The sequence below is a fragment of the Streptomyces sp. NPDC003691 genome, from assembly GCF_053981115.1.
The window spans coordinates 1-13912 of sequence record NZ_JBSFNQ010000011.1 but is presented as its reverse complement, the minus strand read 5'-3'; the positions used below and the strand labels follow the sequence as shown (position 1 = coordinate 13912).

Here is a 13912-nt window from a genome sequence, read left to right as displayed (position 1 = left end):
CCCGGGGCTCTGGTGATCACGAACACGGCGGACTCCTTCAGCGGCGGCAAGGAACGGAAGAGGAAGAGGCCATGGTGGTGGCCGGGCGGGCCGTCGCAGACGCGGTCCGCTCCGGAACGGCAGGAGCGCGGTTGGACGCGGCTGGGGAGGCGGCGGTGGCCGCCGCGCTCCGGTCGGCGCGGCTGGTACGGACCTCGTTCAGCACGGCCCGGTACGCCGACTCGGAGAACAGGTCCGGATCGAGGCCGGCGTCGAACCCAGCGGCCCGCAGGAGAACCGCCGCACGGATGGACCGGATCCTCTCCTCCTCGACAGAGAAGCCCTCGGGCAGCTCGTGCCACACATACAGCGGCGGCACCGAGTTCTCGGTGAACCCGCACTCCCGCAGGACCTGGTGGGCGAGAGGATCGGTGGCGTCGGCGATCACCTCGCTGCTCAGGGGCTTGCGGTAGATCGCGGCATCGGTGCCGGACGCCTCATGGCGGAAGGAAACGCAGGAACCTTTCAGCGAAGAAACAGGGTGGTCACCGGGTCCGGCCACGGTCCGGGACGGTGGACGGTGCGGAGGCCGGCGGGGCAGCTGGCGAGGGGGAGACGGTCCGGCCGCCGAGGGCAGGGGACTGGGCGCGGGCGGCTTCCCACAGCCCCGGTCCCTGGCCGGTGGTCAGGGCATGGAGGGTGTCCGCGGTGGCGGCGAGTTCGGTCTGGAGATCGCCCAGATGTTCGGCTGCGGAGGCCAGTTGGTGCCAGAGCCGGTAGGCCGGATCACTCTCGGCCATGGACACGATCAGGGACTGGGCGTGCTCCCCGACGGCCCACAGGACGGAGGCCGCCTTGCCCAGTACCCCGCCCTCGGGTTCGAAGAACGGCCGCACCTCGGCGGCGACCGTGCTCGTCTCCTCCTCCGCTAGCAGGCGGCCGATCAAGGAGGCCAGGGCGTTGTTGGCGAGTCCGGCGGCGTTGGTGGCCGGGGGCGGGACGGTGGTCATGCTGTACCTCCTGGTCAGCGGGAGCGGGGTGCGATACGGCCCGGAGCGGGCCCGGGGTTCACCGCGGGCCGGGTTTCACCGGAGGGCGGGGCCGCAGCCCTGGCCGGGGCGGTGGCGTAGTACCCGGTCACCTGGGCCCGCCACTCCGGGGCGGCATCACCGGAGTCCAGGGAGCGCAGCTCTGCGGCGGTTTCGTCCAGGTCGTCGGAGATCGTGGTGAGTGCTTCGGCGGTGGCCTCGAACGTGTCCGCCACTTCCCAGCCGTCGTCGGCGCCGACGTCCCTGACGACCTCGACGGCGGTCTCCAAGAACTGCGACAGCCGCACCAGGACCCCGTCGTGCGGGTCGAGGACGTGCTCCGCGAGATCGGCTGCCTCCGTCGGAGACCGGGCGGCGGCGAGCTGGTCGGTCAGGCGCAGGAGCTGCTGCCCGAGGACACGACGGCCGGTGGGGTCGGAGGGGGTGGTGAGCCGGTCGGTGTCGAGGGTGGGGTCGAGGTCGACCCGGAAATCGGCCGCGGTGAGCATCTTCGCCGCCGAGGTGGCCTGCCGGTTCTCGTACTCCCGGCCCATGTCCCAGTGCAGCCGGTACTTCCGGGTGAGAGGGCTGTGGTCGTCGATGAACCCGGCGTGCCGCAGCATCTCCACGGCCAGGACACCGTGCTCGGCCCGCGCGAACCCACCGCTGGGGATGGCGGCGACATTGCCGCCCCGCTCACGGACGATCACCACATGCGGCTGCTCGGACTCGGACATCAAGGACTCCAGGGGTGAAGGGCAGGGTCAGAAGTGGGGGTTCTCGGTGGGCCGGTCGGCTCCGCCGGCGGCGGCCAGCAGCTCCGGGAGATCCGCCGGTTCGGCATCGCGCTGGTTGATCCACCAACCGGCACGTGTCACCGGCCGCACCGCGTCCTCCACCACCGCCCACTCCGCCTCGGCCATCTCGCCCTCGGTGACGAGGACGGCGTACGCGGCGGTGACGAGCTGATGGCGACACCGCGCACCCCAGGCCATCGCACGCTCGCCGCCCTCCAGCGGCGGCATCCGGAACTCCACCTCCCACACCTGTGCAGCCTCCGCCTCGGCGGCCCGCTGCCCGGCCAGCCAGGACGCGGTGGCCTCAGCGTCCCGGGTACGGGTGGCCTGCCAGCAGGCGGTACAGTCCCGCCCGGCCAGCCACCGGGCATACCCCACCCGCTGATCGGCCCGACGGGCGGAGAGGTCGGCATCGACGCTGTGCCCGCAGGCATGGTCAACGGGCCAGACGGTCTTGACTGCCATGAACGTGCTCCTTGTCGAACGAGAAAGGGAAGGGGGTCAGCGGGCACGGCCCGGCGCGGGCGCCGCCTGCCGGAGCGACAGGGCAGCCGTGCCCGTGGGCGGCACTGGGGTGAACGGGTGGCGGGAGGAGACGGCGACGGCGGCACGGGCCCGCTCGGCGTGGGCGACCACCGGCTCCGCGGACCGCTCCACCGTCTGCGCCGGGGCGTTCTGCGGGAGGGCGTCCGGCATCACCGCGAGCGAGAGCTGGACGTCGAGGAGCCGCTCGCCGAGCGTGACCACCTGGTGCACACCGGCCCGCAGTTCCCCGGCCAGCTCCCGCCCGTGCTCGGTGCCGAGCCGCTCGCACCACCCCGCCGCCGAGGCGAAGACGTCCTCCAGCCCGGCGAAGACCCCGTGGTCCTCGTCCAGGACCGGATCCAGGGCATCGGCGACATCCACCGCCCGCACCAGCCCGGACAGTTCGGCACTCACCGCGGTCAGCGACAGCCCCGGCAGCGGCTCCCGCACCGCGCCCCGTCCTCGGCCGGGGCCGCCGGCGGGAGCATCACCCTCGGGTCGGCGACCACCGCCAGCCCCGTGTCCTGGAACTCCCGCGACGCCGACGCCACCATCCGCAGCGCCGTGTTGAACGGAGTCCCGGATGCAAGCTGCCACAGCCGCAGACGGTCGCTGTAGGCGAACCGGTGACGGCGCAGGACCTCGGCCAGGAACGGCCGCTCGTCCGCCGTCTCCGCCACCACCCCGAACTCCGGATGCGCCCCGAAGGCCACATCGGGCTCCAACCGCATCACCAGCACCCACTCCTCGGCAGCGACCTCCCCGGCCGGGAGTCCGGCACGGGGAGCCCGATGATCGGGCCGGGACGCCGATTTGGCGGTGCCGGGGATTTTGGGTTAGCGGCCCCGGCCCCCGCGCCGATCCGGTGCGCCCCCGGTCGAGGGCATGGGCGACAGGGTTGGTGCGGGCGAGGAGAGTCTGGTCCGGGGTGAGTGGGCGAGCGTGACCCCCGCCCCTCCGGGGTCTTGGGGTCTCGGTCTTGGCGGGGTGCGCTCCCGAACCGGCCCGATGTTCGGCAAACCACTCTTTCGAGGGGCGCTCAGGGAGGGGCGCGGCGATGTTTTCGGGCGCTTGAGAGAGCGACGACAGTCAGAGGTGCGCCTGGTGTGACGGGGGTGAAACACGAAAGGAGAGGGTTGCGCGACGGCATCGGCGAAGCCGTCCGTTAAACCCGGTGCGGGTGGTTTGGCGAGGAGCTGTCAGCGTCGCTTTTCGTACTTATCCGACTGTGCTCTGATCCACCATCGGTCCCGGATCCGCCGTGGCCGTGGTCCGGGCGTCCGGACGCACCCCCAGCAGCACCGATCAAGGGGAAGAGTAATGACCACACCTCCCACCACTCCGCTCCGGGTCGCCCTGGTCAACGGCGGCTTCGAGGAGCCGGTCCTCAACTCCGGCTTCGAAATCCTGCCGGACTCGACCCAGTCGCAGGCGAGGAAGGTTCCCGGCTGGATCACCACCGCGACCGACCATCTGATCGAGCTGTGGCGCTCCGGCTTCAGCGGCGTACCGTCGGCCGTGGGCTCCCAGTTCGCCGAGCTGAACGCGTATCAGGTGTCCACGCTCTACCAGGATCTGCCGACCACGCCGGGGACCAGGCTTTACTGGAAGCTGTACCACCGGGGGCGGGCGGGCACGGATGTCATGGCGCTGGACATCGGTGCCCCGGGGGCCGTGGTCCAGCAGCAGACCTTCAGCGATGGCACCACCGCCTGGGGCTTCTACACCGGGACCTACACGGTCCCTGCGGGCCAGACCCTGACCCGGTTCGCCTTCCGCTCCGTCTCCTCCGTCGGGGGCCCGGCGGTCGGGAACTTCCTGGACGGGGTCTTCTTCGGGACCGCCCCGGCCGTGGTCCTGGAGAAGACCGTCTCCCCGGCGGGCCCGGTGGAGGTCGGCAGTGTCCTCACCTACCGGGTCAGGGCGACGAACACCGGCGGCGACGCGGCCGAGGCCCTCGTCCTGACCGATGCCGTCCCGGCCGGCACCACCTTCCTGCCGGGCTCCCTGCGCATCGTGGACGGGCCGAACGTCGGCGCGAAGTCCGACCAGAGCGGCGACGACCAGGCGAACTTCGACGCCACGGGCAACAAGGTGGTCTTCCGGCTCGGCACCGGGGCGTCCTCGACGCAGGGCGGCGCGCTGGCCAACACCGCCGCCCTGCCCGCGGGGACGACGGTGGAGTACAAGGTCACCGTGAACACCGCGAGCGGCGGCGGGCGGATCACCAACACGGCCTCGGCCACCTATGAGAACCGTCTCGCGGCGACCCCCGAACAACTGACCGCCACCTCCAACCAGACGGCCGTCGAAGTCCGCCCGGCCGCCGATCTGACCGTGACCAAGGCCGCCGACGCGACCACCGTCACCGTCGGGCAGACCGTGACCTACCGGATCATCGTCCGCAACACCGGCCCCAACCCGGCGACCGGCGTCACCGTCACCGACCGGCTCCCTGCCTCCCTCGTCTTCCTCTCGGCCGAATCCTCCACCGGTGCCTACGACCTGGCGACCGGTCAATGGGCCGTCGGCGCCCTCGCCCACGGCGCCACCGCCACCCTGACCCTGCGGGCCAAGGCCATCACCACCGGCCGGGTCACCAACACCACCACCGTGACCGGCAGCGAAAACGACCCCGACCAGGCGGACAACACCGACAGCGTCACCGTGTGCGTCACCGCCGCACCCGTCTGCACCACACAGGCGTAGGCCGTAGAGGCCCCACCTCCGTGACGGGACGGCGGTCCCCGGTGCCGGGCCATCAACCACGTCCCGAGTGTCCGCCCGCTCACCCGTGCTGCTCGTCAGAGCCGTGCGACCGTGTTCAGCCCGTCGCCCGGTGCCAGGTGACGACCGGTCCCCACTCCTGTGCCCACTCCTTCAGACGAGTGCGCCGTCCGGGGGAGGGAATGACGGGGCCATCGGACCCCAGGATGGCGGCCCCTTCAGAGAGGGCCCGGGTCAGGCGGACATCCGGGCGTCCGTGTCGAACAACTGCCGTTCGGCCGGGTGGAGCAGGTGCTGGGTGATGAAGCTGCGGCCTGCGACTTTCCACAGGCCGCGCCCCTTGGTGAGTGCGGAGACGGCCTGGGTTTCGACGCCGGTGAGGCCGAGGAGGGTGGCGGCGGAGGCGAGCTGGTCGGCTTCCTGCCGGTAGATGATCCGGGTCGAGCAGTCGGTGAGGAGGCCCTCGGCGAGGGCGCGGCCCCGGGAGCCGGCCTCGCCCGCGGTCAGCAGGTCGGACAGCCGGTGGATGACCATGACGTTGGCGATGCCCAGGCCCCGGGAGAGTTTCCACTGGGACTGCATCCGCTCCAGCAGCGCGACATGCCGCATCACCCGCCACGCCTCGTCGTAGATCACCCAACGCCGCCCGGCGGTCGGGTCGGAGATCGCCGCCTCCATCCACGCCGACGCACACGTCATCGCCAGCACCAGCCCCGTGTCGTCGCCGGTGCCGCCGAGGCGGGACAGGTCGATGGAGAGCATCGGCGCCGACGGGTCGAACCGCACGGTGGAGGGCGCGTCGAACATCCCGCCCAGGTCACCGTGGATCATGCGCCGGAGGGCGTGGGCGAGGTCCTCTGCGGCCCGCCCGAGCCGCCCGGACGATTCGCCGGTGGCGGCGTCGAGATGCTGGGGCGAGCCAAGAACGAAGGCGACGTCGCCGAGCAGGGGGGTGGTCCCCGTCTGCTGCGTGTAGGCGACGACCTGGTCGAGCGCGATGTCCAGGGCGGTGTGCTCCATCGGGTGCAGCTCTCGCCGGAGCACGGTCTTCGCCAGGGAACCGAGGAGGAGCAGGCGCCGTTTGCGGACCTCGGTGGTCCAGTCCTCGTCGCTGATGCCGTACGGCTTCTCCGGCGCGTCCAGCGGGTTCAGCCGGCCGGGGAGGCCGGGCCCCAGCGCGATGGTCTGCCCGCCCAGCTCCCGCGAGACGACAGTCCACTCCCCCTTCGGGTCGCAGGGGACATACACCTTGTAGCCGAAGGCGGTTGCCCGCAGAGCCAGGCTCTTGGCGAGGGCGGATTTGCCCATGCCGATGATCCCGGCGAGCAGGATGTTCGGGTTGGTGAACCCCTCCAGCCGCCCGTAGAGAGCGAAGGGGTCGTAGCAGAAGCTGGCTTCGGCGTGGACGTCCTGCCCGACATAGATCCCCTGGGGGCCGAGCCCGCCCTCGGCGAGGAAGGGGTACGCGCCGCTGGCGACGGCGGTGGTCATCCGGTGGGCCGGGAGCTTGAGGTGCCCGCCGCGGGCGGAGGCCGGTCCCGGACGGCCGGATGAGGGATACGTCGGCTGGAGATCCGGGTCCGGCCCGGTAGCGGTACGGCGATCCTGGGGGCGGACGGCGTGGCGGGCCTTGGCCTGGGCTGCGGTGAACTCCACCTTCGCGCGCCGGTTGGTCCGGCGGTCGGCGCGGTGGGGAGTGAACAGCAGGCTCGCAGAAGCCCGGGGGCGAACAGACATCGGTGGGTACTCCGGTCGGTCAGAGGCTCAGAGGCGGTCGGGGCCGGTGAACGGGGCCCGTAGTTCGGCGGGGGTGTGGGTACGGCGGACCCGTACGGACATCCGCAGGTGGCGCCCGCAGACCGGCAGCCGGGGACGGCACCCGCCGCGGACGAGGAGCCGGTCGGTGTCGGTGGTGGGGGCGCGGTGCCAGGCGGTGTGCAGGTGCTCGGCCGCCTGCCACATCCGCACCCGTGCCGCCCGGAGGGCCTCGCCTCCGGCTTGGTCGAGGGGGGTGGTGCGGGTGGTGTGGGCGTCGAGGAGGGCGTAGAGGGCGAGGCAGTGCTGGTGGAGGGCGTCCAGCTCGGGGCGGGTGGCGGCGAGCGGGCCGTCGGGGACGGTGATCGCCCGGTGGAAGTCCAGGGCCTCGGTGGCGAACGCCAGGTCGGTCGGCATCGGTATCTCGGTCCCCGGGTCACGGGCGGGCGAGGGGGAGCGCGGCGTTGGTGAACGCCTCGGCCTGCTGCCAGGTCAGCGGGCGCAGATCGACCAGCGCCGCAACGGCCGCCGTCTCGATCGCCGCGCACGCGGAGTTGAGCTGCTCAGGGGTATCCGCGGACACGGTCACCAGGCCGGTGAGGGCGACGTCGGCGTGGCCGGCGATCAGCTCGCGTTCGCGGTTCTTGATGTCCGCGTACTCGACGTTGTCCTCCTCGGAGTCGACCTGGCCCTTGCGCTGCCGCTCCGCCGCATCCGCGATGACCGTCGCCTTCTTCCGCTGCACATCCTTCAAAGCGGCGTCGAGACCCTTCGGCGCGTAGGTCAGGGAAAGGGTGCGGCGGACCCCGGAGGTGAACAGGAGCTGGTGCAAGAACCCCGCGCCGGTTTCGATGCGGGGCCAGTTCTCGATCCAGAACGTGGCGTGGTGGGCCGAATCGGTCTCGATCCGGTCCGCCTTCTCCACCAGCACCACCGGACCTGCGGCAGCGGGATCGGCCTGGGCCCGGTCACCCGGGGACCACTGGTCGAGCGCGGCGCCCGCCTTCGGGTCGTAGGCGGTACGGATCACGGCGGCGATCTCGCCCGCGGTCAGCCACCCGCCCGGGACCAGACCGGCGTTACGGACGGACTGGTCGAACGCCGCGGTCAACTGGGCCAGCACGGAGAACGCCCCGGTCAAGCCGCCGCCAGCCTGGTTGATCAGACGGCGGGCGGCCTTCAGGTCGAGGGCGATGGCGACGTAGCTCTCGTGCGGTGCCGCCGCGGGCCCGGCGGCGGTGAGGAGATCGGTGTAGACGGGCCCGGCGAGGTGGGTGCCGGGGTTCCCGTGCTCGGTCCAGTACCGCTGGAGCGCGTCGCCGGAGTCAGGGACCGTCCGCTCCAGGACCTGGACGCGGGCGATGTGCCCGGTACGGGACAGCGCGGCCAGGGTGCGGCCCCACCCGGCGACATTCGAGTTCTGGGCCGCCGGGTCGAGCAGCGCGAACGCCCGCGACGAGACCCGGACGACCGCAGTCAGAGTGCCCTGGTGCGGGTCGTGGACGGCACCGGTGTGCCGGTCGGGGGAGGTGACCACCCGCAGGGACGCGGCCGTGCCCGGGAGGTGGAGCAGACCCTCCCGCCGGGGCCGGGACGAGGGGCGGGTCAGCCACACGAGCTGCCCCTTCGCCCGGCGCAGGGTGTAGCGGCAGGCGATCGGGGCCCAGTCGGCGAGCGAGCGTCCCCGGTAGCGGACGAACACGGCCGCGAGGATCACGGTCCACAGGGGGATGAGCTTCAGTGCGCCGGGGACGCCGGTGGACATGAGGACGGCGAGGAGGAGCAGGCCGGTCAGGGCGACGGCGACGAGCTGCGGCGCGGTCAGCCCGAGGAGCACGCCCCGGCGGGAGCGGTGGGGGAACTTCACCGTGGCCGGAGCGACGGGAGCCGTGGAATCAGGGTGCATAGGTGGGGTCGTCCTTCAAGAAGAAGAGAGGGGTGCCCCCTGGGGGCGGATCGGAGAGGTCCGCCCCCAGGGGATGCCGGTCAGCCGGTCAGGACCGTGGGCCCGAGCCGCCCAGACCGGTGGGCGGCTGCGGGTAGACCCAGCGGGCCGGGGTCGTACCGCCCTGCGGACTCAGCCCCGGCGGAGCCGGCGGGGGCGTGGTCGGCGGGGTGGACACCGCCTGGATCACCGGCGGAGGGCTGGTCGGCGCCCCGGTGGGCGCCGGGCCTGGCGCGGTCGCCGAACCGCCCGACCCGCTTGGGCTGGTGGTTCCCGGACCAGCGGGTGCGGGACCCGGGGCAGCCGTGCCGGAGACGGGCGCGGCAGCAGTCCCGGTGGGGCCCGGTGTGCTGGTCGCTCCGGTAGCTCCCCCGGTGGAGCCGCCGGTGCCGGTGGGCTGGCCGGGGCGCTGGATGAGCGGTCGGCCCTTGTCACCGTCGGTCCGGGGGCGGCGGATGAGGGGCTGGCCCTTGTCGCCGGTGGCGTTCGGGTCCTCGCCGAACCGGAAGGTGGTCTGCGGCGGCTCGTCCCCGCTGATCCCCTCCGGCGAGGTGTTACTGCCTCCGGCGGGGTTGATCCCGGCGGCGACGCCTCCGGCGCCCTGGCCGGGCACCTTGGCCGGGCCCTGCGGCGCGGGCATACCCGTCCCGGCCTGCATGGCGAGCTGGCCTGCGGTCTTCGCCGCCCCGGCCGCGACCGCGACCCCGGCGACGCCGGTGCGGTGCAGATCGTCCTGCCCGCCGCCCTCGGCCGCCCAGTGCACGAACTTGTACGTCGCGTACGGGCACAGGAGGACGAGGACCATGATCACGATTCCGGCCATGGCGTCGGAGAGGGCTCCGAGCCCGTCGGCGGGGTCGGTCTTGCCCATGGCGGAGACGCCGAGGAGGAACACGATCGTCATCAGCAGCTTGCTGACGATCAGGGAGCTGGTGGCCTCGATCCAGCCGCGCCGCCAGCGGCGGGCGACCTCCCAGCCGCCGCCGGCCCCGGCGAACACCGCCAACGTGACCAAGATCAGGATCCCGACCTTGCGGGCGACCATGACGGCCCAGTAGAGGAAGGCGCCGATGGTGGCACCGAGGGCGACGATCGCGGGGATGCCCCAGCCGAGCCCGTACATCGCCCCGTAGGAATTGACCTTGATGACACGGCGGATCGCATCATCGACGGAGCTGTTCGCCGCCTTGAACAACCCCGCGGACAACGCGTCCACGATGGTCAGGGCGATGGTGGTGCAGGCGATGGCGGCGAACGCGAAGAACACCCCCGCCACCGTGCCGGTCACGGCCTGGAACAGAGCCCGCTCGTCCCGCCGCCACGCCGCCCGGATCAACTGGAGACAGAAGGTGCCGACGATCATGACGAGGCCGATCGGCAGCAGCAGCTCGTAGTTCTCGCGGAACCAGGTCGCGTTGAGGTCGACGGCGGTGGTCTTGTCCACGGCCTGGGCGGCGAGGTCGGCGGCGGCCTGGGCCATCTCGCCCATGGACTTGGCGATCCAGGCGCCGATGCCGTCCGTGATGGCCTGGCCGGTCGAACTCGCCACGCCGCCGACGGCGTCGCAGACGGTGTTCATCAGGGGCAGATCACATGCTGAAGGCATGGTTCACCTCCTTTCGTGCGGGGTGTTTATGGGGCGGTGGTGGGCAGGACGGCCGCGAGGCGGCAGTTGTGGTCGGGGCGGCACTGGACGGCGAGCGTCGAGGAGCGGGCCTCGGCGCCGGTGCCCTTGTCGGAGCCGGTCCAGGCGATCGACTGGCGGCCGGTGACCGTGACCGCGTAGATGTACGCGTCGGTGATCGCCCCCGGATCGGCGGCGAGCGCGGACTTGAACGCCTGCGGGAAGTGCCCCTCGCCGACCGTCGCGGTCGCGTACTGGGCCTGGTCACCCATCCGCGACCACAGCACCGGATCCGGCACCAGGTCGGCGACCGAGGACCAGTCCGCGTACTTCGTCTCCGTCGTCATCCACTTCTTCAGCCAGGCGACGTGCTCGGCCTGGGAGAGACGGCGGGTGTCGTACGACCACAGGACCTTCGCGGCGGCCTTGGCGAACTCCACCGGATCGGACGTGCTCACGGGCGCCGCCACCTGGCCCCCTTTCGGGACCTTCACCGGTGCCGGGGCCGGCGGAGCCGAGTGCCGCGTATCCGGCGCAGACGCCGGGGTCGCCGTATCGCGGGCGTCCTCGCGGGTGAGGAAGGCGACCAACCCGGCGAGGCCGGTCAGCAGCGCCAGCACCACGGCCACGATCAGGGACCGGTGCAGCACCGACGACCCCGGGCCCGGCACCAGAGAACCCCTCGGGCTGCGGTGGGAGGAAGGTTTCTTCTCGTGCGTGGGCATCAGTTGACCTGGGTGCCCATCGCGGAGAAGAAGCTGACGATGCCGTTCGCCGCGCCCAGCAGCAGCGCGCACCCGGCGGCGACGACGGTGCCTTTCTTGCCGTTCGCCTCGGCCTGGTGGCCGCCGGAGTGGTGGCCCCACGCCCACACCAGCGCGGACACCGCGAGCGCCCCGACGACCGCGATGATCCCGAAGAGGTTGATCGAGCTGATGACGTCCTTCAGGACATCCAGGCCCGGCAGACCGCCGTCCGCAGGCTTGATACCGGGGTTGAAGGCCAGGAACTGCCCCGACTGGCTGATGTTCACCGCAAAACTCCTGTTTCAGGGCATACGAATGCCCGAGAGGAAGGGAAAGAGGGAGGGGGAGGGTGACGCGAGGGCGTCAGACGACGCGGCGGACGGCAAGGATGTCCGGCCGCCACTCCGCGAGAGTGGCGATCTTCACGACGTCGTCGGTACGCGGGGAGTGCAGGATCAGACCCGAGCCGATGAACAGGCCGACGTGCTCCGGAACCTGGGCGGTGCCCCGGGTGAAGAGGAGGTCACCGGGCTTCAGCGCCTTCGCGCTGACTGCCTTGCCCTCCTTGACCTGCGTATACGTGGTCCGGGTCAGGGAGACACCGCCGGCCTTGTAGGCCATCTGCATCAGGGACGAGCAGTCGCACCGCCCCATCGGGTCCTGCCCCCGCGGATCGGCACAGGTGCCGCCCCACTGGTACGGGGTGCCCAGGGCGCCGAGGCCCCAGCGGATCGCCGTCTGCACCGACTTCGGCGCATCGGACGGGATCTCGTACCCCTTCGGCAGCACCCCGGCTGGGATCGGACCGAACTCCGACCCGTCCCCGCCGGGACCACATCCACCACCAGGGGCGGAGGCACCGGGATCGGTGGTCTCGTCGCCGGTCAGGGTGGGGGCGATGGCCTTCTGCAGGGCGGTGGCCAGCGGCTCCCACTTCGCGTAGGCGTCCGGGAAACCGGAGAGCTGGACGGCCTGCGCGGCCTGGGTCAAAGTCATCGACTCCCAGCCCGAGACCTTGAGCAGGCCCTCGTAGAACTTGGTCGACGCGTACACCGGGTCCCGGACCTGCTCCGGGGTGCCCCAGCCCATCGACGGCCGCTGCTGGAACAGCCCCAGCGAGTCCCGGTCCCCGTAGTCCAGGTTCCGCAGGCCCGACTCCTGCAGGGCGGTGGCGAGCGCGACGATCTGCCCGCGGACGGGGACCTTCATCGCCACCCCGGTGGCCTGGATCGTCCGCGCGTGCGGGATCTGCTCCTTCGGGCTGGTCAGACCCGGCACCGAAACACCGCCGCCGTCCCCGCCGTTCAGGATCGACTCCACCTGCGCGGCGACCGCCCCCGTATCCACACCCTGCGCACCGGTGTCGCAGGTGGCCTGGGCGCTGGTGGCGCCGACCAGGGCGACGGCGACCGGGGCGATCAGCAGGAGCGGGGCCAGCGCGACCCCGCCCGCGATCAACGCGACCTTCTTCACGACCGCCCCGCCGAACCGGGCGACGGGCGTATCTGGGCATGCCGCATAACGGCTCCTTGCGTGCAGGCCGCCCGGCCCCGGCTTTCTCGTCGAAAGGTCACCGGAAATCGGGCGGGTCAAAGAAGAAAGAGAAGAAGAGGGCCGGGTGAGTGTCCGGGAGCGGCTAACTCCCGGACACCAGGCCCGTCATTCAGAAGCGGCAGCAAGCCGCCCTCGTAATCTCACCCGCCACATGTCGAAAGCCCCCTTCGAAACAGAGCCGCACCCCGGCCTTCTGGACGGGACAGCACGCAACAGCACAGCTCAACCGGCCCCAGGCCAGAACCCGGAGCGGCGAACACGAGGGGGACTGTAGGAGGGAAATACGGCCGCACCAAACGACACCGGAACCCCGGATCACGTCATTGGGTACGGCCGGGAAAGACGGCTACTGTTCGCGGCACCGCTCACCCCTCGCCGGGTTTCCGAGCGGTCCCACGCCTATTCCCCGCCCCGCGCGGCTGGGCGTGCAGCCGTCTTTCCCGAAGGAGAAACCGCCGTGCCGTACACCCTGCACCGAGGCGACGCGCTCACCGTCCTGAAGACCCTGCCCGACGAGTCCGTCGACGCCGTCATCACCGACCCGCCGTACAACTCCGGCGGCCGGACGTCCTCGGAGCGCACCGCCCGCACGGCCCGCGCCAAGTACACCAGCGGGGACGCCGGCCACGACCTGGCGAACTTCCCCGGAGAGAACCGCGACCAGCGCTCGTACCGAGCCTGGCTGACCGACCTGCTCACCGAGTCCTACCGGGCCGCCCGCGAGCACGCCGTCGTGATGGTGTTCACCGACTGGCGGCAGGAGCCGACCACCTCGGACGCGCTGCAGATGGCGGGCTGGACCTGGTCCGGCACGATCCCGTGGATCAAGCCCGCGTCCCGGCCGAGGAAGGGCGGGCCGAAGCAGGACTCCGAGTTCATCCTCTGGGGCGTCAAGGGCACCCTCGACAAGACCCGCGACCTCTACCTCCCCGGCCACTACGTCGCCTCCCAGCCCCGCAAGGACCGGGTCCACATCACCCAGAAGCCCGTCGAGGTGATGCGCCAGCTCGTCCAGGTCGCCCGCCCCGGCGGCACCGTCCTCGACCCCTTCACCGGCTCCGGCTCCACCGGAGTCGCCGCCCTGCGGGAGGGCCGGAGCTTCGTCGGGATCGAGCTGTCCGACCACTACGCCGAAGTCGCCCTCGTGGGTGACGACCTGCCGGACTCCTTCACGCTGCTGGGCCGGGAATGGAGCCTGCACCGGGGAGTCTTCCCGGGCACCCTCAGCGCAG

At 71.8% G+C, this 13912-nt stretch carries 15 protein-coding genes; 2 read left to right on the top strand and 13 right to left on the bottom strand.

Annotated elements, in window-relative coordinates:
- Positions 1-37: 37 nt before the first annotated feature.
- From ACWDR0_RS07725 to ACWDR0_RS07700, 6 genes are read right to left on the bottom strand one after another with little or no spacing between them, the layout of a single operon-like run.
- Positions 38-541: a hypothetical protein gene (locus ACWDR0_RS07725; RefSeq protein WP_456350750.1), complete on the bottom strand. Its 504-nt coding sequence runs from the start codon at positions 539-541 to the stop codon at positions 38-40.
- Positions 525-989 (bottom strand): hypothetical protein, encoded by a 465-nt coding sequence (locus ACWDR0_RS07720; RefSeq protein WP_456350749.1) that lies wholly within the window; start codon positions 987-989, stop codon positions 525-527. The genes ACWDR0_RS07725 and ACWDR0_RS07720 overlap by 17 nt, the downstream gene beginning before the upstream one ends.
- A 14-nt stretch (positions 990-1003) precedes the next feature.
- Positions 1004-1744: a hypothetical protein gene (locus ACWDR0_RS07715; RefSeq protein ID WP_456350748.1), complete on the bottom strand. Its 741-nt coding sequence runs from the start codon at positions 1742-1744 to the stop codon at positions 1004-1006.
- A 27-nt stretch (positions 1745-1771) separates the two neighbouring features.
- Entirely contained in the window at positions 1772-2269 is a 498-nt protein-coding gene (locus ACWDR0_RS07710) for a hypothetical protein (RefSeq protein ID WP_456350747.1), read from the bottom strand.
- A 36-nt stretch (positions 2270-2305) separates the two neighbouring features.
- Positions 2306-2779: a hypothetical protein gene (locus ACWDR0_RS07705; protein WP_456350746.1), complete on the bottom strand. Its 474-nt coding sequence runs from the start codon at positions 2777-2779 to the stop codon at positions 2306-2308.
- Positions 2749-3063 carry a hypothetical protein gene (locus ACWDR0_RS07700; RefSeq protein ID WP_456350745.1) on the bottom strand — a complete coding sequence of 105 codons (315 nt, stop codon included), beginning with the start codon at positions 3061-3063 and terminating at the stop codon, positions 2749-2751. The genes ACWDR0_RS07705 and ACWDR0_RS07700 overlap by 31 nt, the downstream gene beginning before the upstream one ends.
- A 586-nt stretch (positions 3064-3649) precedes the next feature.
- Between ACWDR0_RS07700 and ACWDR0_RS07695 the strand changes: the two genes are divergently transcribed.
- Positions 3650-5038, top strand: a complete 1389-nt coding sequence (locus ACWDR0_RS07695; RefSeq protein WP_456350744.1) for an isopeptide-forming domain-containing fimbrial protein — start codon at positions 3650-3652, stop codon at positions 5036-5038.
- Positions 5039-5290: 252 nt separating this feature from the next.
- On the opposite strand, the gene ACWDR0_RS07690 is transcribed toward ACWDR0_RS07695, so the two are convergent.
- The 7 genes from ACWDR0_RS07690 to ACWDR0_RS07660 form a co-directional block, all read right to left on the bottom strand.
- Positions 5291-6793 carry an ATP-binding protein gene (locus ACWDR0_RS07690; RefSeq protein WP_456350743.1) on the bottom strand — a complete coding sequence of 501 codons (1503 nt, stop codon included), beginning with the start codon at positions 6791-6793 and terminating at the stop codon, positions 5291-5293.
- A 27-nt stretch (positions 6794-6820) separates the two neighbouring features.
- The gene (locus ACWDR0_RS07685) at positions 6821-7228 is read right to left on the bottom strand and encodes a DUF6238 family protein (protein ID WP_456350742.1); all 408 of its coding nucleotides are present in this window, start codon (positions 7226-7228) and stop codon (positions 6821-6823) included.
- A 19-nt stretch (positions 7229-7247) separates the two neighbouring features.
- Positions 7248-8717, bottom strand: a complete 1470-nt coding sequence (locus ACWDR0_RS07680) for an SCO6880 family protein (protein WP_456350741.1) — start codon at positions 8715-8717, stop codon at positions 7248-7250.
- A gap of 88 nt (positions 8718-8805) precedes the next feature.
- Positions 8806-10362, bottom strand: coding sequence for an SCO6881 family protein (locus tag ACWDR0_RS07675; RefSeq protein WP_456350740.1), 1557 nt, complete (start codon positions 10360-10362; stop codon positions 8806-8808).
- 26 nt (positions 10363-10388) lie between these two features.
- Complete coding sequence (locus ACWDR0_RS07670) at positions 10389-11105, bottom strand: hypothetical protein (protein ID WP_456350739.1); 717 nt, start codon at positions 11103-11105, stop codon at positions 10389-10391.
- Entirely contained in the window at positions 11105-11413 is a 309-nt protein-coding gene (locus tag ACWDR0_RS07665; RefSeq protein ID WP_040914073.1) for a DUF6112 family protein, read from the bottom strand. Before ACWDR0_RS07665 ends, ACWDR0_RS07670 begins: the two co-directional genes overlap by 1 nt.
- A gap of 76 nt (positions 11414-11489) precedes the next feature.
- On the bottom strand, positions 11490-12599 hold the full coding sequence (locus ACWDR0_RS07660) for a C40 family peptidase (protein WP_456350738.1): 1110 nt from the start codon (positions 12597-12599) through the stop codon (positions 11490-11492).
- A gap of 538 nt (positions 12600-13137) precedes the next feature.
- Here ACWDR0_RS07660 and ACWDR0_RS07655 point away from each other — a divergent pair.
- Positions 13138-13912 (top strand): DNA-methyltransferase (locus ACWDR0_RS07655; protein ID WP_456350737.1); only part of this gene is annotated, 775 nt, incomplete at its 3' end.

Bases quoted from the DNA above. Each gene is read 5' to 3' on its own strand.
- ACWDR0_RS07720 (WP_456350749.1), bottom strand. From the start codon at position 989: ATGACCACCGTCCCGCCCCCGGCCACCAACGCCGCCGGACTCGCCAAC.
- ACWDR0_RS07715 (WP_456350748.1), bottom strand. From the start codon at position 1,744: ATGTCCGAGTCCGAGCAGCCGCATGTGGTGATCGTCCGTGAGCGGGGC.
- ACWDR0_RS07710 (WP_456350747.1), bottom strand. From the start codon at position 2,269: ATGGCAGTCAAGACCGTCTGGCCCGTTGACCATGCCTGCGGGCACAGC.
- ACWDR0_RS07695 (WP_456350744.1), top strand. From the start codon at position 3,650: ATGACCACACCTCCCACCACTCCGCTCCGGGTCGCCCTGGTCAACGGC.
- ACWDR0_RS07690 (WP_456350743.1), bottom strand. From the start codon at position 6,793: ATGTCTGTTCGCCCCCGGGCTTCTGCGAGCCTGCTGTTCACTCCCCAC.
- ACWDR0_RS07685 (WP_456350742.1), bottom strand. From the start codon at position 7,228: ATGCCGACCGACCTGGCGTTCGCCACCGAGGCCCTGGACTTCCACCGG.
- ACWDR0_RS07680 (WP_456350741.1), bottom strand. From the start codon at position 8,717: ATGCACCCTGATTCCACGGCTCCCGTCGCTCCGGCCACGGTGAAGTTC.
- ACWDR0_RS07675 (WP_456350740.1), bottom strand. From the start codon at position 10,362: ATGCCTTCAGCATGTGATCTGCCCCTGATGAACACCGTCTGCGACGCC.
- ACWDR0_RS07670 (WP_456350739.1), bottom strand. From the start codon at position 11,105: ATGCCCACGCACGAGAAGAAACCTTCCTCCCACCGCAGCCCGAGGGGT.